Below are 23,634 nucleotides of genomic sequence, written 5' to 3' on the forward strand. Positions count from 1 at the left end.
AGCGGAGAACATCGAGCACCAGGAACCCGCCGAACTCCCGATGGACGGGCCGTCGGCGAACGGGACCGCCCCGAGCCAGCCGGCTCCGACCGAACCGGCCGCCATCGCCGAGGTCGCGGGCAACGCGGCCGCCGAGCACCTCTCCCCGGCGTTCCCGGAACGAGCCGCATGGGGCACCGCCTCGAAGCTCCGTGCCTGGCAGGTCGAGGCGTTGACGAAGTACTTCGAGAAGGAACCGCGCGACTTCCTCGCAGCGGCCACCCCGGGCGCGGGCAAGACGACCTTTGCGCTGCGGCTGGCGACCGAGCTGCTCGCCCGCGGCACCGTCGACCGGCTCGTCGTCGTCGCACCGACCGAGCACCTCAAGCGGCAGTGGGCCGACGCCGCCGACCGCGTGAACATCCGACTCGACCCGATGTTCAAGAACGGCGACGGCATGTTCGGTCGGCACTACCAGGGCGTCGCGATCACCTACGCCCAGGTCGGCATGAACCCCGAGGTGCACGAACGGATCACCGCCGGCGGCAAGACCCTGGTCGTCCTCGACGAGGTGCACCACGGCGGCGACGCCCTCACCTGGGGTGACGGCATCCGGCTCGCGTTCTCGAAGGCCACCCGGCGCCTCTCGCTCTCCGGCACCCCGTTCCGTTCCGACACTGCACCGATCCCGTTCGTGCAGTACGCCCCCGACGAGCAGGGCATCCGCACCTCGATCTCCGACTACAACTACGGCTACGGCCGCGCGCTCAAGGACGGCGTCGTCCGACCCGTGCTGTTCATGGCGTACGCCGGCCAGATGCGCTGGAAGACCCGGATGGGCGACGAGATGTCGGCGTCCCTCGGCGAAGCCGTCACGAAGGACATCACCGCGCAGGCCTGGCGGACCGCCCTGTCGCCCGAGGGCGAGTGGATGCCCGCCGTGCTCTCGGCCGCCGACAAACGCCTCACCGAGGTGCGCCGCGGTGTCCCCGACGCCGGTGGGCTGGTCATCGCGACCGACACGACCACCGCCCGGGCCTACGCGCGCATCCTGCAGCGGATCACCGGGGAGCGCCCCACCGTCGTGCTCTCCGACGAGGCCGCCGGTTCCAGCCGCATCCAGTCCTTCGCCGAGGACACCTCGCGCTGGATGGTCGCCGTCCGCATGGTCTCCGAAGGCGTCGACGTCCCGCGTCTGTGCGTCGGCGTGTACGCGACGAGTGCGAGCACACCGCTGTTCTTCGCCCAGGTCATCGGCCGGTTCGTCCGCGCCCGTCGTCGTGGTGAGACCGCGTCGGTGTTCCTGCCGAGCGTGCCCGGCCTGATGGCCCTCGCCGCCACCCTCGAGCTGGAGCGGGACCACGCACTCGACCGTCCGAAGGACGCCGAGGACGGCATGTACAACCCCGAAGACGCCATGGTCGCCGAGGCCAACAAAGACGAACGTGCCTCCGAGAGCCTGCTCGACATGCAGCCGTTCGAGGCGCTCGACTCGCAGGCGTCCTTCGACCGGGTGCTCTACGACGGCGGTGAGTTCGGCACCGGGGGCGAGGTCGGGTCGCTCGAGGAACTCGACTTCATCGGCATCCCGGGGCTGCTCGAACCCGACCAGGTGCGGGACCTGCTCCGTGCCCGCCAGGCGACCCAGGCGAAGCGGTCCAAGGGGCGCGTGGTGAAGGACGGGCTGCCGAAGGCGCCGGAGCCGGAGAACCGGCCGATGTACATGACCATCAAGGAGCAGCGCTCCGAACTCCAGCGCCTCGTCTCGATCTGGTCCCGGCACGCGAACGAGCCGCACGGGTCGATCCACGCCGAACTCCGTCGGATCAGCGGGGGACCCGCCGTGGCGCAGGCGAGCATCGAGCAGATCCAGAAGCGCATCGACATCCTGCGGTCCCGCATCGGCGGTCGTCGGTGAAGACGGTCCGCGCGTGATCGAGCCCGTCGACGACGACCGCACCTGGTACGTCAAGCGCGACGCGGACTCCTCACCCGAGGCGATCATCGACCGGTTCGGCGGCGGCTACCGGCTCCGGCGGTTCTCGCTGCACGAGTCCCGCCGCACCCAGTACGGCGTCTACACCGGCCGGGAGATCGCCGAGACCGCCTGGTGGCGCCTCCGGGACGGCAGGAAGTGACCAGGATCCGGTACGGATCGCCCGGACAGGTGCGGCGCTGGTGACGGGGACGGGCAGGATCGGGTAGACCGGAGGAATGGCAGACTCCATCCCTCACGTCCTCGTCCTCGGCGGCGGCTCGGCCGGCTACACCGCCGTCAAGCAGCTGCAGAAGCACGCCGCCACGGTGCCGATGCGCATCACCCTCGTGGACCAGAACACGTACTACACGTACCTGCCGTTCCTGCCCGAGGTCGCCGGCGGTCACATCGCCCCCAAGGACGTCACCGTCGAACTCCGACGCGCGCTCCGCAAGACCCGGGTCATCCAGGGCAAGGTGACCGGCATCTCCTCGGCCGACAAGACCGTCGCGGTCGCCACGGCCGGCGGCGACGACCGCACCCTCGGCTACGACCACCTCGTCGTCGCGCTCGGTTCGGTCACCCGCACCTTCCCGACCCCGGGCCTCGATGAGGTCGGCGTCGGCTTCAAGACCGTCGAGGAAGCCGCGTACGTGCGTGCGAAGCTCCTCGACAACATCGCGAAGGCCGCCGCCACCCGCGACGAGGACGAGCGTCGTCGTCTCCTCACCAGCATCTTCATCGGCGGTGGCTACACCGGCGTCGAGGCGATCGGTGAGCTGTTCGACGTCTCGCAGGCCGCGATCGCCACCTACCCGTCCCTCGCCGGCGAGCAGCCCCGCTGGGTGCTCATCGACGCCCTCGACCGCGTCGCGCCCGAGGTCGGGCCGGAGCTGTCGAAGTGGACCCTCGAGTCCCTCCGGGCCCGCGGCATCGACGTCCGCCTGAAGACGACCATGCCGAGCTGCGAGGGCGGCGTCGTCAAGCTGTCCGACGGCGACGAGTTCGCCACCGGCCTGCTCGTCTGGACCGCCGGCGTCAAGCCGAACCCGCTCCTCGACGCCACCGACCTTCCGCGCGGCCCGAAGGGGCACCTCGCCGCCAACGCGAAGCTCCAGGTCGAGTCCGAGGACACCCACGAGGTCGTCCCCGGTGTCTGGGGCCTCGGAGACGTCGCCCAGGTCCCCGACCTGACCGCCGAGAAGCAGCCGGCCTACTACCCGCCGAACGCCCAGAACGCCGTCCGTCAGGCCGTCGTCGTCGCCGACAACATCGTGGCGTCGATCACCGGCAAGCCGCTCGAGGAGTACCGCCACCCGTCGATCGGCACGGTCGCCTCGTACGGTGTCGCCAAGGGTGCGGCGAACATCAAGGGCATCAAGATGACGAACCTGCTGGCCTGGCTCGCGCACCGGGCGTACCACGTGTACGCGATGCCGACGCTGAACCGCAAGGCGCGCATCGTGATCGGCTGGGTCACCGGTGCGGTGTCCGGCCGCGACGCGACCTCCCTCATCAAGGAGACCGACCCGCGTCGCACCTTCGTCGACGCGGCGAAGAGCTAGCGCACGCGTCGCGACGCGACTGCCTGCCGACGGGAGGCCCGGTACCAGCTGGTACCGGGCCTCCCGTCGGTCCGCCACCGGTCCTGGTGTGCGCTGCTACCGGCTGGGACAGGGAACGCGACCCTGGACCTCCTCCCATCCGCCGACCGTCAGCGTGGACGGCACGACCGAGAGGAGCGCCATGCGCGCCATGACCTACCGCGGCCCCTACCGGGTCCGCGTCGAGGACAAGCCGGACCCCCGCATCGAGCACCCGAACGACGCCGTGATCCGCGTCGAACGGGCGGCGATCTGCGGGTCGGACCTGCACCTGTACCACGGCATGATGCCCGACACCCGCGTCGGCCACACCTTCGGCCACGAGTTCATCGGGGTCGTCGAACAAGTCGGGTCGTCCGTGGAGACCCTGAACGTGGGAGACCGGGTGATGGTGCCGTTCCACATCTCCTGCGGCACCTGCTGGTTCTGCGCCCGCGGTCTCTTCACGAACTGCCACAACGTGAACCCGAACGCCACCGCGGTCGGCGGCATCTTCGGCTACTCGCACACCACCGGCGGCTACGACGGCGGCCAGGCGGAACGCGTCCGGGTGCCGTTCGCCGACGTCGGCCCGCAGGTGATCCCGGACTGGCTCGACCCGGAGGACGCGCTGATGATGACGGACGCCCTGGGCACGGGGTACTTCGGAGCGCAGCTCGCCTCGATCCGGGAGGGCGACACCGTCGTGGTGCTCGGTGCCGGACCGGTCGGGCTGTACGCAGCGAAGTCGGCGTGGTTCATGGGTGCCGGACGGGTGATCGTCATCGACCAGCTCGAGTACCGCCTGGCCAAGGCGCGCGAGTTCGCCCAGGCCGAGACGATCAACTTCGCCGAGGTGGACGACGTCGTCGTCGAGATCAAGAAGCAGACGGACTTCCTCGGAGCGGACAGCGTCATCGACGCGGTCGGTGCCGAAGCGGACGGCAACTTCCTGATGCACGTCTCGAGCGCGAAGCTGAAGATGCAGGGCGGGTCGCCGGTCGCGCTGAACTGGGCGATCGACGGCGTCCGGAAGGGCGGCACCGTGTCGGCGATGGGCGCCTACGGGCCCATCCCGAACCTCGTGAAGTTCGGCGACGCGATGAACAAGGGCGTCACGATCCACATGAACCAGGCGCCGGTGAAGCGTCAGTGGCCACGCTTGCTGGAGCACATCCAGGCCGGGCACCTCAAACCGAGCGACGTCATCACGCACCGGATCCCGCTCGAGCACATCGGTGAGGCCTACCACCTGTTCTCGTCGAAGCTCGACGGGTGCATCAAGCCGGTGATCGTGCCGTGAGCGGGACCGGGAACGGAGAGCAGAGCATGAGCAACGCAGACGACCACATCGCCTACGTGGCGGACAAGCCCCGGGACCTGCCGTCCGCGGACGAGCTCCGGGCACGGATCCCGGGGTGGGGGAGCGACCTGGACCTGGCCGACCGGCCGAGCGTGCCGAAACTGTCCCGCGAGGCCGGCTCCGCCACCAACGCCCACTGGGAGCGTCCCGAGCAGCAGGCCGGAGCCGAGGGACGCGAGCGGTCGATCGAGCACGCCCACGTCACGCCCGTGTTCGGGACCGCGCAGCCGCTCGCCGGTCCCGCCGGGATCGTCAAGCGGTACGCGTACCGGCGGTTCAGCGAGGGGCGCCTGGCGCACTGGATGCTGCTCGTCGTCGGCGACCGGCTCGACGTGGCCACCCACCGCGTGACGGACGCGCTGCGTGGGCGGCCGGACCGGTTGATCCGCGAGACCGGCATCGCCGCGGAGCAGGCCGACAGTCCGATCGGTGCACGACTCGGGTCGACCCGGAGCGACTGGCGGCACGGGGTGCTCGACCCGGTCGTCACCATGTGGCCCTACCTGCTCATCGGCGGCGTGGCCGTGTGGGTGGTGCGGCGCGCGCGGCGCTGACGAGCTGGTCCGTGAGGCCCAGTGTCCGTGAGGGCGTACGGGACGGACGGGAGGCGCGAGCCCACGTGGTGACGGGCCTCCCGTCCGTGACGTCGCGGCCGGAGAACGCAGAGCCCCCGTCACGCGCACCAAAATCACGGGCGCACCAAAACGAACGGCCCTCCCGAAGGAGGGCCGTTCGCCGCTTGTCTCAACACAAGTGTTCGAGTACGTGCTCCGAAGAGCGGGTACTGCGTGTCCGAGAGGGGACTTGAACCCCTACGCCCTAATACGGGCACTAGCACCTCAAGCTAGCGCGTCTACCAATTCCGCCACCCGGACTGGGTGTGATGCGTTGCACATGATGCTCGCACCGGGCCGTTCAACCGGGTTTCCCCGGCGTTCCTGCCGAGAGAAGACACTAGCACGGGTGTGAACGCGCGCTGAACACGGTCGCGCATCCCGGGCGCGGCGCAGTCGGAGCGGCTTCGCCGGTAGCGTTGGACCATGACGTCCGAGCTGGAACGCACCGCGGCGATCGCGCGGGACCTGATCCGGATCGACACGACGAACTGGGGTGAGGGGAAGTCGCGCGGTGAGACCGAGGCGGCGCACTACGTCGAGTCCGCGCTGCAGGAGCTCGGGCTCGCGCCGCAGCTGTTCGAGTCCGAACCGGACCGCGTCAGCGTCGTCGCCCGCGTGCCCGGCCGTGACCGCAGCAAACCGGCACTCGTCGTGCACGGACACCTCGACGTCGTCCCCGCCGACCCGGCGAACTGGTCCGTCGACCCGTTCGGGGGCGAGGTGCGCGACGGGTCCCTCTGGGGCCGCGGCGCCGTGGACATGAAGAACATGGACGCGATGATGCTCACCGCGCTGTCGGACGTCATCGAGCAGCGGGGCGCCCCGGAGCGGGACCTGGTGATCGCGTACTTCGCCGACGAGGAGGCGGGCGGCATCCTCGGCGCCCACCACGTGGTCGACACCCACCCCGAGGTCTTCGACGGCGCCAGCGCGGCGATCAGCGAGGTCGGTGGCTACTCGATCACGGTCGGTGACCGGCGCGCGTACCTGCTGCAGACCGGCGAGAAGGCCCTGATGTGGGTGAAGCTCACCGCGCGGGGGACGGCGGCACACGGCTCGCACGTCATCAAGGACAACGCGGTCACCACGATCGCCGCCGCCGTCGCCCGGATCGGCAGCGAGGAGTGGCCGGTCCGGCTGTCCGACACGACCACAGCGATGGTCGCCGAGGTGGCCCGGTTCCTGGGCGTCGACCCGGTCGCCACCGGACCGGACGAGGTCGCGCTCGCCACCGGGTCGGCCGCCCGCTTCATCCACGCCGCCCTGCACACGACGACGAACCCGACCGTCCTGAGCGCCGGGTACAAGCACAACGTGATCCCCGACCAGGCCACCGCGCTCGTCGACATCCGCTGCCTGCCCGGTGACGAGGACGCGGTCCTGGCCCGGGTTCGCGAACTGGCCGGCGACGACGTCGAGGTCACGATGACGCACCAGGACGTCGGGCTCGAGCAGGACTTCGGCGGCCCGCTCGTCGACGCCGTCCGGGACGTCCTCGAGCGTCACGACCCGGGCGCTCCGGTGCTGCCGTACCTGCTGTCCGGCGGTACCGACAACAAGGCGCTCTCGCGACTGGGCATCGCCGGGTACGGCTTCGTGCCGCTGCAGCTGCCGGCCGGCGTCGACTTCCCCGCGATGTTCCACGGCGTCGACGAGCGCGTCCCGCTCGAGTCGTTGGCGTTCGGCCGCCGCGTCCTCGGGGACCTGTTCGCGACCTACTGATACCGTGCATGGTCGTCGTCGGTGACGGCACAACCGAGTCCAGCACCGGCGAAAGGCCGCACACGTGCACATCTTCGAAGCGATCTTCCTCGGCTTCGTCCAGGGGCTGACGGAGTTCCTGCCGGTCTCCTCCAGCGCCCACCTGCGCATCGTCGGGTTGTTCCTGCCCGACGCACAGGACCCCGGCGCGGCCTTCACGGCGGTGACGCAGCTCGGCACCGAGACCGCCGTGCTCATCTACTTCTGGAAGGACATCGTCCGGATCGTCCGGAAGTGGTTCGGCGCCCTGGCCGGCAAGGTGCCACGGAACGACCCGGACGTCCGCGTCGGATGGCTCGTCATCATCGGCACGATCCCGATCGGCGTCATCGGGCTGCTCCTGCAGGACACCATCGAGACCACGTTCCGGTCGCTGTGGATCGTCGCCATCGTCCTCATCGTCTTCGGGGTCGTCCTGGGCGTGCTGGACCGCGTCGGCCGCAAGGTCCGTCCGATCGAGCAGATGACCTTCACCGGCGGCATCCTGATCGGCCTGGCACAGGTCCTGGCGCTCGTGCCGGGTGTCTCCCGCTCCGGAGCCACCGTGTCGATGGGGCTCGCCCTCGGGTACACGCGGCCGGCCGCGGCGCGGTTCGCGTTCCTCCTGGCGATCCCCGCGGTGTTCCTGTCCGGCCTGTACGAGGCAGCGACGAGCCTCGGTGACACCGGCGCACCGTTCGGCCTGGCGGACACGCTCATCGCGACCGTGGTGGCGTTCGTCGTCGGCTTCGTCGTGATCGCCGCCTTCATGAACTACATCAGCAAGCGGAGCTTCATGCCCTTCGTCGTCTACCGGATCCTGCTCGGCATCGTCCTCATCGTGCTGCTCTCGCTCGGGGTGGTGCAGGCATGAGGGCCTGGTCGGCACCGTCCGTCCCGGAGGTCCCCGGCGCCGGTCCCCGCCCGGTCGTCCACGACACCGCCACCGGCAAGCCCGTCGACCCGACGCGCGGTGCCGACCGGGCGGCGCTGTACGTCTGTGGCATCACGCCCTACGACGCCACGCACCTGGGCCATGCCGCCACCTACCTGGCGTTCGACACGCTCGGCCGGGTCTGGCGCGACGCCGGCCTGCAGGTGCAGTACGCCCAGAACACCACCGACGTCGACGACCCGCTGCTCGAGCGCGCGACTCGCGACGGCGTCGACTGGCGGGAGCTCGCCGCGTCCCAGATCGACCTGTTCCGCCGCGACATGGAGGCCCTCCGCGTCCTGCCGCCGGACGACTACGTGGCCGTCACGGACGAGGTCGACCGCGTCGCCGAGGCCGTCGCCTACCTCGAGGAGACCGGCGCCGCCTACACCGTGCCCACGCCCGATTCCGACGGCGAGGACCTGTACTTCGACGTGAACCGGGCGAACGACGTGTGGACGCTCGGCGACGAGAGTCGTCTGGACCGCGACACCATGCTCGCCCTCTCCGCCGAACGCGGCGGCGACCCCGACCGCCCCGGCAAGCGCGACCCCCTCGACCCGCTCCTGTGGCGTGCCGAGCGACAGGGCGAGCCGAGCTGGGACACCGAGATCGGCCCCGGGCGCCCCGGCTGGCACATCGAGTGCAGCGTCATCGCGGGCGACCGCCTCGGGCTGCCGATCAGCGTGCAGGGCGGCGGCAGCGACCTGGTCTTCCCGCACCACGAGATGAGCGCCGGGCACGCCGCAGCCCTCGCCCAGCAGCCGCTCGCGAACGCGTTCGTGCACACCGGCATGGTCGCCTACCAGGGCACGAAGATCTCGAAGTCGCTCGGCAACCTGGTCACGGTCCGCGGTCTGCTGGACGCCGGCGCCGATCCGCGGGCGATCCGCTTGGCGCTGCTGTCGCACCGCTACTCGGACGACTGGGAGTGGTTCGACGGCGACCTCGAGGACGCCGAGCGCCGGCTGGCGTCCTGGGACGCCTGGGCTGCGGACGGTCGCGGCGAGCAGGACGACGCCGACCAGGTGATCGGCCGCCTCCGAGCCCGCGTCGCGGACGACCTCGACACGCCGGGCGCCGTCGCCGTCGTCGACACCGCGATCGCGGCCGGCACGGCGGCGACGCCCGAGCTCGTCGACCTGGTCGACGCGCTCCTCGGCATCCGCATCGGCTGAAGCGGCGGCGCGGTGCCGCGTGCGCGCAAGCCCACCCGCTTCGCCGAGGTGCCGACACGCCGGTGCCCCGGGGCCCGGGGTGCGGGTGTCCCGGCACCTCGGTGACCGGCGGGCGGCGAGTCGCGCCGTCTCGGCGAGCGGGGTCGCGTTCCTGTCGCACGCACCTGACGGACGGGAGGCCCGGGACCAGCTGGTCCCGGGCCTCCCGTCCGTCAGGGTCTCGCGCCTACTGCGGCGGCTGCGGCGGACGCCACGGCCCCTCGCCGGCCGCCCCGTTGCCGTCCTTGCCGTCCTTGTGCTCGCGACGCCGGAGGTACTGCTCGAACTCCTGCGCGATGGCGTCCCCCGACGCCTCCGGGGAGTCGACGGTGTCACGCGCCTGCTCGAGCTGCCCGATGTACGACGCCATGTCCTCGTCGTCCGAGGCGAGGGCGTCGATGCCCTCCTCCCACTGCGCGGCGTCGTCGAGCAGCGTGCCGCGGGGCACGGTGACGTCGGTGAGCTCCTCCATCTTGTCGAGGAGCGACAGCGTGGCCTTGGGGGAGGGTGCGTTGTGCACGTAGTGCGGGACCGACGCCCACAGCGAGAGCGTCGTGAGCCCGGCCTTGTCCATCGAGTCGGCGAGGACCCCGAGGATGCCGGTGGGCCCCTCGTACGTCGACTTGTCCACGTCGAACGCGGCCCGGACGCCGGCGTTCTCACTCGACACGAAGACCGAGATCGGACGGGTGTGCGGCACGTCGGCGAGCATCGCGCCGACGAACACGACGGCGTCGATCGAGTAGACGTCGGCCAGGTCGATGACCTCGGCGCAGAAGCCGCGCCACGTGCGCGACGGTTCGGGGCCGACGAGGACGAACACGTCGCGTTCGGTCGGGGCACCGGTCGCCCCGATCACCGGGCGGCCCTCGGCGCTGGGGCCGTGCAGGACGATGCGGGGCCACTGCACTCCGCGTTCGCCGTCGTCGTCGAAACCGACCTCGGGCCGGTTGAACTGGTAGTCGACGTAGCGTTCCCCGTCGATCTCGCGCAGTTCGTCGAGCTCGAGCGAGTCGACGATGCGTCGGGCGAGACCGCTCGCGGCCTCTCCCGCGTCGTTCCAGCCCTCGAACGCGACGACGAGGAGCCGTCCGTCACTGAAGGGGGAGTGCTGTGGCACGGCAGGGCCTCCTGGTGGTGGAGTGGTCCGCCGCGCTCACGCGCGTGCCGACCGGACACGATCAGGCATCCACGATAGTCCCGCTCTCCACAGGCCGCCGTCCACCGACCGCGCCGCCGGTAGACTCGTCGCCCGTGACCGCGCAACCCCCCACCCCCGCCCAGCCCGCATCGGTGCTGCCCGCAGCCGTGCTGTGGGACATGGACGGCACGATCATCGACACCGAGCCGATCTGGCAGGAGTCGCAGGTCGTGCTCACCGCCCGCTACGGCGCCGAGTGGACCCACCAGGACGGTCTGTCGCTCGTCGGCAGCGGCCTGGAGCGGTCGGGGGAGATCCTCCGCGACAAGGGCGTCGACCTGGAGGTCGAGGAGATCGTCCAGTGGATGACCGACTTCGTGGTCGAGCGGCTGCACGGCGACGACCTGCCCTGGCGTCCCGGCGCCCGTGAACTCGTCGAGGAACTGCACGACCGCGGCATCCCGACGGCCCTCGTGACGATGTCCCGTCGCACGATGGCGCTCGTGACTGCCGAGGCGTTCGGTGCCCGCGGTTTCCGGGTCGTCGTGGCCGGTGACGACGTCGACCGTCCGAAGCCGCACCCGGACGCGTACCTGACCGCCGCCGCACAGCTCGGGGTCGAACCCACCGCCTGCGTCGCGATCGAGGACTCGGCCACGGGCGTCGCCTCCGCCCGGGCCTCGGGCGCCGTCACCGTGGCGGTGGAGCACATCGTCCCGATCGCCGAGGGCGCGAGCGACGTCCACCTCACCACGCTGAGCGGCGTCGACGTCGACCGCCTGCTCGAACTCACCGGCCCGGCGCTCAGCGCGCGGGCAGCCGAACGCCAGGGAGGCCCGACCTCCGTCCCGACGTCGGCCCCCGCCATCGAAGGGGACGCGCGATGAGCGACGACACCACCGTGCACGACGCCGCTGCTGCTCCGGATGTCGAGCTGCCGCACACCGCCGGCGGTGCCCCGCACACCCCGCCCCGCGGTCCGTTCCGCGCTGGCGACCGGGTGCAGCTGACCGGGCCGAAGGGCAAGCTCACGACGCTCTCGCTCGAGCCCGGCGTGGTCTACCACACGCACCGCGGCATGCTCGCGCACGACGACGTCATCGGCCAGCCGGACGGCTCGGTCATCCGGGCCAGCACGGGCGACGAGTACCTGGCCCTCCGCCCGCTCCTCAACGACTACGTCATGTCAATGCCGCGCGGTGCAGCGATCGTCTACCCGAAGGACGCGGCACAGATCGTCGCCTTCGCGGACGTCTTCCCCGGTGCCCGCGTGGTCGAGGCCGGCGTCGGGTCGGGCGCACTGTCGCTCTGGCTCCTCCGCGCCATCGGCCCGAGCGGCAGCCTGCAGTCCTTCGAGCGACGTGAGGAGTTCGCGGCGATCGCCCGTGGCAACGTGGGAACGTTCCTCGGAGCCGTCCCCGACAACTGGTCGGTCACCGTCGGCGACCTGGTCGAGGAACTGCCGCGGGCCGTCGAGCCGCAGAGCATCGACCGCGTCGTGCTCGACATGCTCGCGCCCTGGGAGTGCGTCGACGAGGCGGCCGACGCCCTCGCGCCCGGTGGTCTCATCGTCTGCTACGTCGCCACGGTGACGCAGCTCTCCCGCACGGCCGAGGCGCTCCGCGACACCGGACGCTTCACCGACCCGCAGTCGAGCGAGACCCTGGTGCGCACCTGGCACGTGGAGGGTCTCGCAGTCCGACCCGACCACCGCATGGTGGCGCACACCGGCTTCCTCATCACGGCCCGTCGACTGGCCGACGGTGTCGTCCTGCCGAACCTGAAGCGTCGAGCCGGCAAGGCGGAGTTCTCCGACGAGGACGTCGAGGCCTGGACCCCCGGCGCCGTCGGCGAACGCGCTGCAAGCGACAAGAAGCTCCGGAAGGTCGCCCGTCAGGCTGCGGCCCAGGCGCGGAAGGTCGCGGCTGCCGAAGCGGCGTCCGAGGCCGCCGTCGCGGCAGCGTCCGAGGCCACGGCAGCCGTCGTCGGGGCGTCCGGTCCCTCCGACGGCGACCGGTAGGCTTCCCCCCGTGCCCGTCCTGCATCGACCGGAAAGAGGATCCGTGCGCACCATCCCCGCACTCGTCGTCACCATCGGACTCCTCGCGTCGCTGACCGCGTGCGCCACGCCCGGTGCGGGATCGGCCAGCACGTGCGCCCCGTCCGGCGCCGCGTCCCAGGCCGTGTCGGCGAAGGGCGCCTTCGGTTCCGAGCCGAAGGTCACCGTGCCGGCCGGTCTGACCGTCCGCGGCACGCAGGTCTCCGTGCTCCGCCAGGGCGAGGGCCGCACGATCGGCGACGGCACCCCCGTGGTGCTCGAGTACACGCTCGTCGACGGTGCCACCGGGGCGGTGGCCCAGACCAGCGGCTACACCGGCAGCACCGCGCCGTTGACGGCGGGCTCCACCAACGGCGGCGCGCTCGGCGAGGCGCTCGAGTGCGCCCAGGTGGGCGACCGCCTGGCCGTGGCACTGCCGAAGTCCGCGCTCTCCGGCACCGCTGCGGACCGGGGTCGCTCGGGGTCGAAGGCCGAGGACGCCGCGGTCTTCGTCGTCGACGTCAAGCGGGCCTTCGACGCCCGCGCCACGGGCACGCCACAGCTCGCGGGCGACGGCATGCCTGCCGTCGTGCTCGCACCCGACGGCGCGCCCGGCATCACGATCCCGTCGTGGTCCGCCCCGAAGCAGGACGAGCAGCACCTGCTCCGCAAGGGCGACGGTGCGACCCTCACGGCGAAGGACACCGCCGTGGTGAAGTACACCGCCGTCACCTGGGGGAGCAGCACGGCCGACTCGACCGTCGCGGGCTCCAGCTGGACCGACGGCTCGGGCTCCCAGCCGCTGCCGCTGGCGAAGGGGCAGGTCGTCGACGGCATCCGGAACGCCCTGCTCCGCCGCCACGTGGGTGACCAGGTACTGGCGATCGTGCACGAGCAGGGTGCCGCGTACGCGTACGTCATCGACGTGCTCGGCGTGATGCCGCGCTGACCCGCACCACAGGCTGCGTAGGATCGGCACGTGCCCACCACTCGTGCTCCCCGTGTGCCCGCTGAGGAACGGCTGTTCAGCCTGGTCCTCGCGCTGCTGTCGACGGAGTCCGGGCTGACGAAGTCCGAGATCCTCGCGAACGTGCAGGGCTACCGGCAGCGGTACAGCGCCGGCGGGGACAACGCCTCGCTCGAGCGACAGTTCGAGCGCGACAAGGACGACGTCCGCGAGCTCGGCATCCCGCTCGAGACGATCGAGACCCCGGGCGCCGCCGGTAACAACCAGACGCTGCGCTACCGCATCCCGAAGGGCGAGTACGACCTGCCTCTGGACGTCCGGTTCACCCCGGACGAGTCCGCGCTGCTCTCCCTGGCCGCGATGGCCTGGCGCGAGGGCGCACTGTCCGCCGACTCCCGCCGCGGTCTGCTGAAGGTCCGTTCCGCCGGGTCCGACGACGACGGGTCGGAGCACGACGCCGGTGACGGCGCCTCTGCCATCGGTGCGTACGCTCCGCGGCTGCGCACCCGGGACGCTGCCTTCGAGCCGCTGCGTTCGGCCCTCGACCGGGCGGCGGCCGTCCGGTTCTCGTACATCACACCGGGGCACCACGAGGCGCAGGTGCGCGAACTCGCCCCGCTCGCGCTCGTGCAGCACGGCGGCCGGTGGATGCTCGCCGCGCACGAGTTCGCGACCCGCTCCGAGAAGAACTACCTGCTCGCCCGGATCGTCGGGCCGGTCACCCAGTACGAGGTCGGGCAGCACCCGGCGCCGGCCGACGCCGGGGAGCGGGCTCTGGCGGGCCTCGACCGCGTCTGGGCCGAGCGCACGGCGACCGTGCACGTCGTCCCGGGCTCCGATGCTGAGCGACGACTGACCCGACGCCGGGACACGACCTCGACCACCGAGGGTGAACTCGTGATCCACCACGTCGACCCGCAGATCCTGGCCGAGGAACTGGCGGCCTTCGGGCCCGAGGTCCGCGTCGTCGAACCCGAGGACCTGCGGCAGCGTGTGGTCGACCGGCTCCGCGTGCTCGTCGAGGACCACACCGGTGCACCGGACAGCGGCGTCGCGGGCGCGACCACGGGGAACGACGGAGCGACACATGGCTGACGCCCAACCGCTGCAGGCGCAGGACAAACTGGCGTTCCTGCTGGCCCTCGTGCCGTACCTGATCGACCGCGAGCGCGTCTCCGTGTCCGAGGCGGCACGGCACTTCGGCGTCCCGGAGTCCCGGATCCGCCGTGCCGTCGAGCTCATCGCGGTCTCCGGTGTCCCCGGCGAGACCATGCAGTACCAGCACGGTGACCTGTTCGACATCGCGTGGGACGACTTCGACCAGAACGACATGATCGTCCTGACGAACCTGGTGGCGATCGACGACGCCCCGCGGTTGTCCGCCCGCGAGGCCTCGGCGCTCATCGCCGGGCTGCAGTACCTGTCGGCGCTGCCCGAGGCCGCGGACAAGGACGCGATCCGTGCCCTGATGGCGAAGCTGTCCCGTGGCGCCGGCGGTGTGGCGGGCAACGTCGCCGTCGGCCAGGACCTGCACGACGCCGCCCTCACGGTGATCAGGGAGGCCATGTCGGGCCGTCGCGGTCTGCAGTTCGAGTACGCCGGACCGCGGACGCAGGGCAGCACACGCCGGGTCGACCCGCTCCGGGTGGAGTCGATCGACGCGGACTGGTACCTGCGCGCCTGGGACCTCGACCGTGCCGCGATCCGGACCTTCCGACTGGACCGGATGTCCGGCGTGCGCGTCGACGGCCGTCCCGCGGAACGGACCATCGACGACGTGGTCCTGCCGGACACGCTGTTCCAGCAGAGCGCCCAGGACGTCATCGTGACGGTGGAGCTCGACGGGTCGTCGCTGCCGCTGGTGGCCGACTTCCTCGCGGACACCGCGGACGCGCCGGACGACGACGGACGGGTGCGCATCCGGCTCGCGGCCTCGGCCGGGTTCGACGGAGTGGTCCGTCTGGTCGCCGGCTTGCCGGGCCGTGCCGTGGTGCTCGACCCGCCGGCCGCCCGGCAGGCCGTCCACGACTTCGCCGCCGCCGCTCTCGACGTGCACTGAGAGACCGCTGCCGTAGGATCGGACCATGGCTTCGACGACCGCGAGCGGGCGAGAGAAGCGGCAAGGGCGCCGGCCGAAGGAGCCCGAAGGCCGCATGTCCCTCGGGCAGCACCTGATCGAGCTGCGCAACCGTCTCTTCAAGGCGGTCGTCGCGGTGCTGGTGGGCGCGATCGGCGGTTGGTTCCTCACCCCCTTCGTGCTCGATTCGCTCCGTGCCCCGGTGACGCAGCTCGCCCGGGTCGGTGGGCACACTGCCGAGCTGAACTTCCCGATGATCACCGGCGCCTTCGACCTCCGGCTGCAGATCGCGATCACGATCGGCGTCGTCATCGCGAGCCCGGTGTGGCTCTACCAGATCTGGGCGTTCATCGTCCCGGCCCTGGTCCGCCGCGAGAAGCAGTACGTGTGGGGCTTCCTCGGCACCGCGATCCCCCTGTTCTTCGCCGGTTGCGCGTTCGGCTGGTACGTCCTGCCGCACGTGGTCGGGATCCTCGGCAGCTTCGTCTCCGCACAGGACACCTCGATCGTCGATGCGAAGGCCTACTACGACTTCGTCATCAAGCTCATCGTCGCGGTCGGCATCGCCTTCGTGCTGCCGGTCTTCCTGGTGCTGCTGAACTTCGTCGGCGTCCTGTCGGCGGCGGCGATCGTCCGCTCGTGGCGGGTCGCGATCGTCCTCATCCTGATCTTCACCGCACTGGTGACCCCGTCGGCGGACATCCTGTCGATGTTCATCCTGGCGATCCCGATGGTCGTGCTCTACTTCGCGGCCTGCCTGGTCACGTGGATCCACGACCGCCGCGTGGCGAAGCGCCAGGCGAAGCTCGACGAGGAGTACGGCCTGTGACCGAGACCAGCCTCAGCCCCGCCGAGCGGTTCGCCGCCGCGAAGGTCCGCTCCCGGTCCCGGAACCTCGAGCTGTTCCGCACCGACCTGCGCTTCGACCTCGACCCGTTCCAGTTCGCGGCGTGCGACTCCGTCGACCAGGGCCGGAGCGTCCTGGTCGCAGCGCCGACCGGTGCCGGCAAGACGATCATCGCCGAGTTCGCCATCTGGTTGGCGATGCGGCAGCCGACGGCGAAGGTGTTCTACACGACGCCGATGAAGGCGTTGAGCAACCAGAAGTACGCCGAGCTCGTCCAGGCTTACGGGGAGACCGAGGTCGGCCTGCTCACCGGTGACACGAACGTCAACCCCCGGGCCCGCGTCGTCGTGATGACGACCGAGGTCCTGCGGAACATGATCTACGCGGACTCCGACCTGCTCGACGACCTTGCGTGGGTCGTGCTCGACGAGGTGCACTACCTGGCCGACCGGTTCCGCGGCGCGGTGTGGGAAGAGGTCATCCTGCACCTGCCGACCGAGGTCCGGCTGGTCTCGCTGTCTGCCACGGTCAGCAATGCCGAGGAGTTCGGTGACTGGCTGCAGACGGTCCGCGGCGACACCGACGTCATCGTCTCCGAGGACCGTCCGGTCCCGCTCGACCAGCACGTCCTCGTCGGCAACAAGATGGTCGACCTGTTCGACTCGTCGGGTGCCGCCGCGACCAACCGGGTCAACCCGGAGCTGCTCCGTCTGGTGGGCAGCGCCTCCCGGGGGTCCGGTGGTCCGCGGGGTCGACGCGGTGGCCGCGGCGGGTTCCCGGAGCGTCGGGGTCCGCGTACTGAGAAGGCACACCGCGAACAGATCGCGAAGATGCTGGACGAGCGCATGCTGCTGCCGGCGATCTTCTTCGTCTTCAGCCGGAACGGCTGCGACCAGGGCGTCCGCCACGTCGTCCGCTCCGGGCTGTCCCTGACGACGGCCGACGAGCGCCGGGAGATCCGCGAGACGGCCGAGTACCACTGCCGCACCCTGCTCGACGAGGACCTGGCCGTGCTCGGGTACTGGGAGTGGCTGGAGGGCCTGGAGCGCGGTGTCGCCGCGCACCACGCCGGCCTGCTGCCCGCCTTCAAGGAGGTCGTGGAGGACCTCTTCCAACGCAAGCTGGTGAAGGTCGTCTTCGCCACCGAGACCCTCGCGCTCGGGGTCAACATGCCCGCGCGCACCGTCGTGCTGGAGAAGCTCGAGAAGTTCAACGGCGAGGCCCGGGTCCCGATCACGCCGGGGGAGTACACGCAGCTCACCGGTCGCGCGGGTCGCCGCGGCATCGACGTCGAGGGGCACTCGGTCGTGCAGTGGACGGACGGGCTCGAGCCGCAGGCCGTCGCGTCGCTGGCGAGCCGTCGCACCTACCCGCTGAACTCGTCGTTCAAGCCGACCTACAACATGGCCGTGAACCTGATCGAGCAGTTCGGTCGGGACCGCACCCGCGAGGTCCTCGAGACCTCGTTCGCACAGTTCCAGGCGGACCGTTCGGTCGTCGACCTGGCGCGCAAGGTGCGGTCGCAGCAGGAGTCCCTGGACGGCTACCAGGACGCCATGCAGTGCCACCTCGGTGACTTCACCGAGTACGCGGCGCTGCGTCGGCGACTCTCGGACCTCGAGCGCACCAACGTGCCCGGTGGTCGCGAGGCGTCGCACGGTGCCCGCCAGGAGCGTCAGGCAGCGATCAGCGAGGTCCGCCGCCAGCTCCAGCGGCACCCCTGTCACGCCTGCCCCGACCGGGAGGCGCATGCCCGCTGGGCCGAGCGCTGGTACAAGCTCAAGCGCACCAACGACAAGCTCGTGCAGCAGATCCGCTCCCGCACGGGTGCGGTCGCGACGACGTTCGACCGCGTCACCGACGTGCTCCTCGCCCTCGGTTACCTGGTGCAGGACGAGCAGGGCGACGTGACCGTGGCCGCCGGTGGCCGCCGACTGCAGCGCATCTACGGCGACCGGGACCTGTTGGTCGCCGAGTGCCTGGAGGCCGGGGTCTGGAAGGACCTCACCCCCGCGCAGCTCGCCGGCATGGCGGCGACGATCGTCTACCAGCCGCGTCGCGAGGACGCTCCGGGCACCGAGCACGCCGTCCCGCGTGGGGCGTTCCGGCCGGCGCTCGACGAGACGCTGACGATCTGGTCCCGCCTGGATGACGTCGAGCGGGACGCCCGGCTGGCCGGATCCGAGCCGCCGACCCCGGCGATCGCGCTCGGCATGTTCCGCTGGGCGTCGGGTTCGCCGCTCGACGACGTCCTGCGCTCGCTCGACCTGGCCGCAGGGGACTTCGTGCGTTGGTCGAAGCAGGTCATCGACCTCCTCGACCAGATCCGGAACGCCGGCGACCCGGACCTCGCGCAGACCGCCCGACGCGCCACCGACGCGGTCCGCCGCGGCATCGTCGCGTACGCGACGGTCTGACGGGAGGCCCAGTGTCGGTCCCCGTGACAGCCGTGCGCCCGGCACATGCGGACGTCCGCCGTGCGACCCGGACGACGACGCCCGTCGTCGCGGAGTCGACGTCGGTGTTCGCGGCGCTGCCGCTCGGCCAGGCGCTGCCGCTGTCGGTGATCGGGGGGCTCCTCTTCGCCCTGTCGTTCCCGTCGCCCGGCTGGTGGTTCCTGGCCTACCCGGCCGTGGCGTGCCTCCTGCTCGCGGCGATGGGACAGCGCGCTCGTCGGGCGGCCTGGCTCGGACTGCTCGCCGGAGCGACGTTCTGGGTGCCCGCGATCTCGTGGGCGGGCCGCTACCTCGGACCGGTGCCCTGGTTCGCGCTGGCGCTGCTCGAGGCGGCGCTCTTCGCCGTCGGCACGGTGGCGATCGCACTGGCCTACCGCTGGGTCGCGCGCGTGGTGCCCTCGACCGCCGGGCGGGTGTGGGGCCTCCCGGCAGTGGTGGCAGCGCTCTGGACCGGACGCGAGTGGTTCTCGGGCAGCTGGCCGTACGGCGGCTTCGCGTGGGGACGCGTCGGTCTGTCGCAGTCGCAGGGTCCGTTCACACACCTCGCCGCGTACGTCGGCGTGCTCGGACTGAGCTTCGTCGTCGTGTACTGCGTCGCCGTGGTGGTCTCGCTCGGACTGGTCGGCGGTGTCCGGCTGCCGATGCGGATCGCGACGGCGGGACTGCTCGTGGCCGCGGTGCTGGCCGTGCCCGCGTGGCCGACGGCCGTCGACGGGACAGTGCGCGTCGAGTCCGTGCAGGGCAACGGCCCCGCGGGGTACTTCGACCGCGCGCAGCCGGGTGACGTGTTGCGGTCACAGGTCGCCGCGACCGACGTCGACGCCCGGGGCGTGGACCTGGTCGTCTGGCCCGAGGCGGCCGCCGAGTACGACCCGCGCCGGGAACCGGTCATCGCCGGGGCCCTGGACGCGGTCGTGCAGAGCGTCGGCGCACCCCTCGTCGCCGGGGCCGTGACGCAGACGTCGTCGGGCGTGCTCCACAACACCTCGTTCGTCTGGGGCGCGGACGGCTGGCAGGCCTCCTACGACAAGAAGCGCCCGGTGCCGTTCGGCGAGTACGTGCCCGACCGTTGGTTCTACTCGAAGCTCGCGCCCTCGCTCATCGGCCTGCTGCAGCGCGACTACACACCCGGGACGAAGCCGAACGTGCTGCCGGTCGCCGGCATCCGTGCGGGTGTGATGATCTGCTTCGACGTCGTCGACGACGGACTGACCGCCGACCTGGCACGTGGGGGAGCGCAGGTCATCCTGGCGCAGACGAACAACGCGGACTTCGACGGGACCGACGAGAACCTGCAGCAGCTCGAGATCGCGCGGATGCGGGCCGTCGAGACCGGGCGCTCGCTCGTGAACACCTCGACCGTCGGGGCGTCGCAGGTGATCGACCCGGACGGGCGCACCATCGACCGGGTGCCCGCGTACACGGCGACCTCGATGGTGACCGACGTCCCGCTGGGCACCTCGACGACGCCCGCCACGGTCGCCTCCAGGGACGTCACGCTCGTGCTGTCACTCGGTGGACTGCTCGTGCTGCTGGCCTGCGCTCCTTGGCGACGCCGGCACGGCTGACGCCGTCCGACGGGTGCCCGTCGGATCCTGCGCACTGGGAAGCGACTGTGAATGCAGCGCCCTCGGAACGAAACCCGGGTGGTGTGGGTTGGACCGGGGGAACGAGCGAGAGGAGTCGGACATGGCTGATCGGAGTCTCCGAGGCATGCGGCTCGGGAGCCAGAGCCTCCAGAGCGAGGACGGTGTCGAGCTCTCCGAACGGAAGCGCGCCGTCTACCAGGCGGCATCGGGCGAGACCTTCGACGTGGTGTTCTCCGCCGACGCGGAGGTCCCGCCGGTGTGGTCGGACCCGCGAAGCGGCTGGGAAGGGCGTCTGCTCGGCGAGGACGGCAAGCCCGTCGACATCGCTGCAGAGGACGTCAAGGCACCGCGGACCCACTGGGACATGCTGCTCGAACGGCGCTCCCGCGAGGAGCTCGAGGAACTGCTGGAGGAACGTCTCCAGGTCCTCCGAGCCCGTCGCGGCGCCTAGACCAGAGCGGCGCAGCACCCGAACAAAGAACGGCCCGCCCCCCAGCAGGGGAGCGGGCCGTCGTCGTGTCCGGCGGCGGACGGGGTCAGTCGCGCGTCCGGTGGGTGCCGAACGCCGTGTCGGCCTCCTGGTCGGCGGCGGAGAGGCGCTCGTCCACGCTGCGGTCCGACTGGGCCAGGCGGTCGTCGAGCTCCGACGGCGGCACGATGTCCGCGACCGAGGCGTCGGCCGCGGGGGAGCCGGAGCGTCCGGCGCCGTCCCGCGCCTGGGTGTTCGCGAGGCTCTCGTCGGCGAGCTTCGAGATGCGGGACAGGAAGTCCGATCCGGCAGCGCCGCCGGCAGCCGACCCGCCGGAACCGGTCCGCTGGGCGCTGAAGCCCTTGGCGATGCCGGACAGCGCCTCGGTGAACTCGCTCGGGATCATCCACAGCTTGTTCGAGTTGCCCTCGGCGATCTTCGGGAGCATCTGCAGGTACTGGTACGACAGCAGCTTCTCGTCCGGGTCGCCCTGGTGGATGGCGTCGAACACCGTGGCGATGGCCTGCGCTTCACCCTCGGCCCGGAGGACCTGGGCCTTCGCATCACCTTCGGCACCGAGGATCGCGGCCTGCCGCTGCCCCTCGGCCTCGAGGATCTGCGACTGCTTGGTGCCCTCGGCCTGCAGGATCGCCGCACGACGGTTCCGCTCGGCGCGCAGCTGCTGTTCCATGGCGTCGACGATCGACACGGGCGGCTCGATGGCCTTCAGCTCCACGCGGCCGACGCGGATGCCCCACTTGCCGGTCGCTTCGTCGAGCACGACGCGGAGCTGGCCGTTGATGTTGTCGCGGCTGGTCAGCGCCTCTTCGAGGTTCAGACCACCGACGACGTTGCGCAGGGTGGTCGTGGTGAGCTGCTCGACGGCACCGAGGTAGTTCGCGATCTCGTACGTCGCCGCGCGGGCGTCGGTCACCTGGAAGTAGACGACCGTGTCGATCGAGACGACCAGGTTGTCCTCGGTGATGACCGGCTGCGGCGGGAACGAGACGACCTGTTCACGCATGTCGATGAGCGGGCGGAGTCGGTCGATGAACGGCACCAGCAGGTTCAGCCCGGGCGTGAGGGTCTTGTGGTACTTCCCGAGCCGTTCCACGACACCGGCCGTGGCCTGGGGAACGATCCGGATGGCCTTCGCGAGGACCGTGATCACGAAGATCACGATGACCACGATCAGGACGATGAGCACGACCGTCCCGGTGGAGAGCGTCATTGGGCTGCCTTCTGTTCGATGCGGACGACGGCGGTGGAACCTTCGATGGACTCGACGACCACGCGCGTGCCGAGCGGTGGCGTGCGGTCGACGGCGCCGGGTGCGAAGCGGGCACTCCAGGTCTCACCGTTGGCCAGGCGGACCTGGCCGGGGGCGGACGGCGTGAACGCGAGGGCGACCGTGCCGGCCATGCCGACCAGGCCCTCGACGCCGGTGCGGTGCGGGTCGGCACCACGGTTCAGCGCCTGGAGCACGCGGGGGCGGACGACGGCGAGCAGCAGCAGCGCGAGCACCGCGGCGATGATGGCGCTGAGCCACCACGGGGCGCCGAGCAGTGCGGCGATCAACCCGCCGGCGGCACCGGCCGCGAGCATGAGGAAGATGAAGTCGAGCGTGAAGACCTCGACCACTCCCAACACGAGCACCAGGGCGATCCACACGATCACCTGGGTCCATTCCGAGACGTTCACGCGATCTCCCTCCCCTTGCATCGCGCACGGCATCCGCAGCATCGCGACGTCCGGTCCTGTTGCGTCCAACGTATCAGCCACCACTGACGCGCCGACGTGGCGCGGGCCCCTTGCTAGGCTCGATGCCGCCCGGGACGACCAGGACCGGCGCCGCCCGACGACAGGAGTCACCACTGTGAGCAGCCCCCTCGCCCCCGGATCCCTCGACGGCACGCGCGCCCTCGTCACCGGGTCCTCTCGCGGCATCGGTGCGGACACGGTCGGGTACCTGGCCGAGGCCGGTGCGAAGGTCGTCGTCAACTACCGCAACAAGGCCCGTCGCGCCGAGCAGATCGTCGAGAAGGTCGCCGCCGCCGGGGGATCGGCCCTGGCACTGCAGGCCGACCTCACGGATCACGACTCCGTTCAGGCCATGGTCGACGCGGTCGTCGCCGAGTGGGGTGGCATCGACCTGCTCGTGCTCAACGCCTCCGGTGGCATGGAGTCCGGCATGGGCGAGGACTACGCGCTCCGCCTGAACCGCGACGCCCAGGTCGACATGCTCCAGACGGCCGTGCCGCACATGCCGTCGGGCTCCCGCGTGGTCTTCGTCACGAGCCACCAGGCGCACTTCGTCGAGACCGCCGAGACCATGCCCGAGTACGTCCCGGTCGCGAAGAGCAAGCGCGCCGGCGAGCTCGCCCTCCGCGAGCTCCTGCCCCAGCTCGAGGCCGCGGGCATCGAGTTCGTCACCGTCTCCGGCGACATGATCGAGGGCACCATCACGGCGACCCTGCTGAACCGGTTGAACCCGGGCGCGATCGAGGGTCGTCGGGACGCGGTCGGCAAGCTCTACAGCGTCTCCGAGTTCGCCGCCGAGATCGCCCTCGCCGCGGTCGAACCGATCCCTGCCGACCACACGAAGCTCGTCGGCGACGTCAGCTCCTTCACGGCCTGAC

21 protein-coding genes and 1 tRNA gene are annotated in these 23,634 nt (G+C 71.1%); 18 read left to right on the forward strand and 4 right to left on the reverse strand.

From position 1 onward, the window contains the following. The first annotated feature begins 40 nt into the window (after nt 1–40). The 5 genes from DEI89_RS01620 to DEI89_RS01640 all read left to right on the forward strand — a co-directional run bounded on the left by DEI89_RS01620 (nt 41) and on the right by DEI89_RS01640 (nt 5,457). Complete coding sequence (locus tag DEI89_RS01620; RefSeq protein ID WP_258368655.1) at nt 41–1,897, forward strand: DEAD/DEAH box helicase; 1,857 nt, start codon at nt 41–43, stop codon at nt 1,895–1,897. A 13-nt stretch (nt 1,898–1,910) separates the two neighbouring features. After that, entirely contained in the window at nt 1,911–2,117 is a 207-nt protein-coding gene (locus DEI89_RS01625; protein ID WP_110902270.1) for a hypothetical protein, read from the forward strand. Between the two features lie 76 nt (nt 2,118–2,193). After that, entirely contained in the window at nt 2,194–3,522 is a 1,329-nt protein-coding gene (locus DEI89_RS01630; RefSeq protein ID WP_110902271.1) for an NAD(P)/FAD-dependent oxidoreductase, read from the forward strand. Between the two features lie 181 nt (nt 3,523–3,703). Then, the gene (locus DEI89_RS01635) at nt 3,704–4,843 is read left to right on the forward strand and encodes a zinc-dependent alcohol dehydrogenase (protein WP_110902272.1); all 1,140 of its coding nucleotides are present in this window, start codon (nt 3,704–3,706) and stop codon (nt 4,841–4,843) included. 26 nt (nt 4,844–4,869) lie between these two features. After that, the gene (locus DEI89_RS01640) at nt 4,870–5,457 is read left to right on the forward strand and encodes a hypothetical protein (protein WP_220033180.1); all 588 of its coding nucleotides are present in this window, start codon (nt 4,870–4,872) and stop codon (nt 5,455–5,457) included. A gap of 235 nt (nt 5,458–5,692) precedes the next feature. On the opposite strand, the gene DEI89_RS01645 is transcribed toward DEI89_RS01640, so the two are convergent. Continuing rightward, nucleotides 5,693–5,778, reverse strand: a tRNA-Leu gene (locus DEI89_RS01645). Between the two features lie 165 nt (nt 5,779–5,943). Between DEI89_RS01645 and DEI89_RS01650 the strand changes: the two genes are divergently transcribed. The 3 genes from DEI89_RS01650 (at nt 5,944) to mshC (ending at nt 9,372) form a co-directional block, all read left to right on the forward strand. Beyond that, nucleotides 5,944–7,242: a M20/M25/M40 family metallo-hydrolase gene (locus DEI89_RS01650; protein ID WP_110902273.1), complete on the forward strand. Its 1,299-nt coding sequence runs from the start codon at nt 5,944–5,946 to the stop codon at nt 7,240–7,242. A 64-nt stretch (nt 7,243–7,306) separates the two neighbouring features. Further along, nucleotides 7,307–8,134 (forward strand): undecaprenyl-diphosphate phosphatase, encoded by an 828-nt coding sequence (locus DEI89_RS01655; RefSeq protein ID WP_110902274.1) that lies wholly within the window; start codon nt 7,307–7,309, stop codon nt 8,132–8,134. Continuing rightward, entirely contained in the window at nt 8,131–9,372 is a 1,242-nt protein-coding gene (mshC, locus tag DEI89_RS01660) for a cysteine--1-D-myo-inosityl 2-amino-2-deoxy-alpha-D-glucopyranoside ligase (RefSeq protein WP_110902275.1), read from the forward strand. The genes DEI89_RS01655 and mshC overlap by 4 nt, the downstream gene beginning before the upstream one ends. Before the next feature lie 226 nt (nt 9,373–9,598). On the opposite strand, the gene DEI89_RS01665 is transcribed toward mshC, so the two are convergent. After that, the gene (locus tag DEI89_RS01665; protein ID WP_110902276.1) at nt 9,599–10,531 is read right to left on the reverse strand and encodes a proteasome assembly chaperone family protein; all 933 of its coding nucleotides are present in this window, start codon (nt 10,529–10,531) and stop codon (nt 9,599–9,601) included. 134 nt (nt 10,532–10,665) lie between these two features. Between DEI89_RS01665 and DEI89_RS01670 the strand changes: the two genes are divergently transcribed. The 9 genes from DEI89_RS01670 (at nt 10,666) to DEI89_RS01710 (ending at nt 20,977) form a co-directional block, all read left to right on the forward strand. Next, complete coding sequence (locus DEI89_RS01670) at nt 10,666–11,439, forward strand: HAD family phosphatase (protein ID WP_258366434.1); 774 nt, start codon at nt 10,666–10,668, stop codon at nt 11,437–11,439. Further along, the gene (locus DEI89_RS01675) at nt 11,436–12,572 is read left to right on the forward strand and encodes a tRNA (adenine-N1)-methyltransferase (RefSeq protein ID WP_110902277.1); all 1,137 of its coding nucleotides are present in this window, start codon (nt 11,436–11,438) and stop codon (nt 12,570–12,572) included. The genes DEI89_RS01670 and DEI89_RS01675 overlap by 4 nt, the downstream gene beginning before the upstream one ends. A gap of 43 nt (nt 12,573–12,615) precedes the next feature. Further along, nucleotides 12,616–13,539, forward strand: coding sequence for an FKBP-type peptidyl-prolyl cis-trans isomerase (locus tag DEI89_RS01680; protein ID WP_110902278.1), 924 nt, complete (start codon nt 12,616–12,618; stop codon nt 13,537–13,539). 30 nt (nt 13,540–13,569) lie between these two features. After that, nucleotides 13,570–14,652 carry a YafY family protein gene (locus tag DEI89_RS01685; RefSeq protein ID WP_110902279.1) on the forward strand — a complete coding sequence of 361 codons (1,083 nt, stop codon included), beginning with the start codon at nt 13,570–13,572 and terminating at the stop codon, nt 14,650–14,652. Beyond that, the gene (locus tag DEI89_RS01690) at nt 14,645–15,616 is read left to right on the forward strand and encodes a YafY family protein (RefSeq protein ID WP_110902280.1); all 972 of its coding nucleotides are present in this window, start codon (nt 14,645–14,647) and stop codon (nt 15,614–15,616) included. Before DEI89_RS01685 ends, DEI89_RS01690 begins: the two co-directional genes overlap by 8 nt. 94 nt (nt 15,617–15,710) lie before the next feature. Continuing rightward, nucleotides 15,711–16,463: a twin-arginine translocase subunit TatC gene (gene tatC / locus DEI89_RS01695; protein WP_110902281.1), complete on the forward strand. Its 753-nt coding sequence runs from the start codon at nt 15,711–15,713 to the stop codon at nt 16,461–16,463. Then, nucleotides 16,460–18,898 (forward strand): RNA helicase, encoded by a 2,439-nt coding sequence (locus DEI89_RS01700; protein ID WP_110902282.1) that lies wholly within the window; start codon nt 16,460–16,462, stop codon nt 18,896–18,898. Before tatC ends, DEI89_RS01700 begins: the two co-directional genes overlap by 4 nt. 32 nt (nt 18,899–18,930) lie before the next feature. Continuing rightward, on the forward strand, nt 18,931–20,505 hold the full coding sequence (gene lnt, locus DEI89_RS01705) for an apolipoprotein N-acyltransferase (RefSeq protein WP_258368617.1): 1,575 nt from the start codon (nt 18,931–18,933) through the stop codon (nt 20,503–20,505). Between the two features lie 121 nt (nt 20,506–20,626). After that, the gene (locus tag DEI89_RS01710; RefSeq protein ID WP_110902283.1) at nt 20,627–20,977 is read left to right on the forward strand and encodes an RNA polymerase-binding protein RbpA; all 351 of its coding nucleotides are present in this window, start codon (nt 20,627–20,629) and stop codon (nt 20,975–20,977) included. Nucleotides 20,978–21,062: 85 nt separating this feature from the next. Here the strand turns inward: DEI89_RS01710 and DEI89_RS01715 are convergent, their stop codons facing one another. Both DEI89_RS01715 and DEI89_RS01720 read right to left on the reverse strand, forming a co-directional pair. Further along, nucleotides 21,063–22,226 (reverse strand): SPFH domain-containing protein, encoded by a 1,164-nt coding sequence (locus DEI89_RS01715; RefSeq protein ID WP_110902284.1) that lies wholly within the window; start codon nt 22,224–22,226, stop codon nt 21,063–21,065. Continuing rightward, complete coding sequence (locus DEI89_RS01720) at nt 22,223–22,696, reverse strand: NfeD family protein (protein ID WP_258366064.1); 474 nt, start codon at nt 22,694–22,696, stop codon at nt 22,223–22,225. The genes DEI89_RS01715 and DEI89_RS01720 overlap by 4 nt, the downstream gene beginning before the upstream one ends. Before the next feature lie 175 nt (nt 22,697–22,871). Between DEI89_RS01720 and DEI89_RS01725 the strand changes: the two genes are divergently transcribed. Continuing rightward, nucleotides 22,872–23,633 (forward strand): SDR family oxidoreductase, encoded by a 762-nt coding sequence (locus DEI89_RS01725; RefSeq protein ID WP_110902285.1) that lies wholly within the window; start codon nt 22,872–22,874, stop codon nt 23,631–23,633. Nucleotide 23,634: the final 1 nt, after the last annotated feature.

The organism is Curtobacterium sp. MCBD17_030 (assembly GCF_003224255.1).
Taxonomy (GTDB): Bacteria; Actinomycetota; Actinomycetes; order Actinomycetales; family Microbacteriaceae; genus Curtobacterium.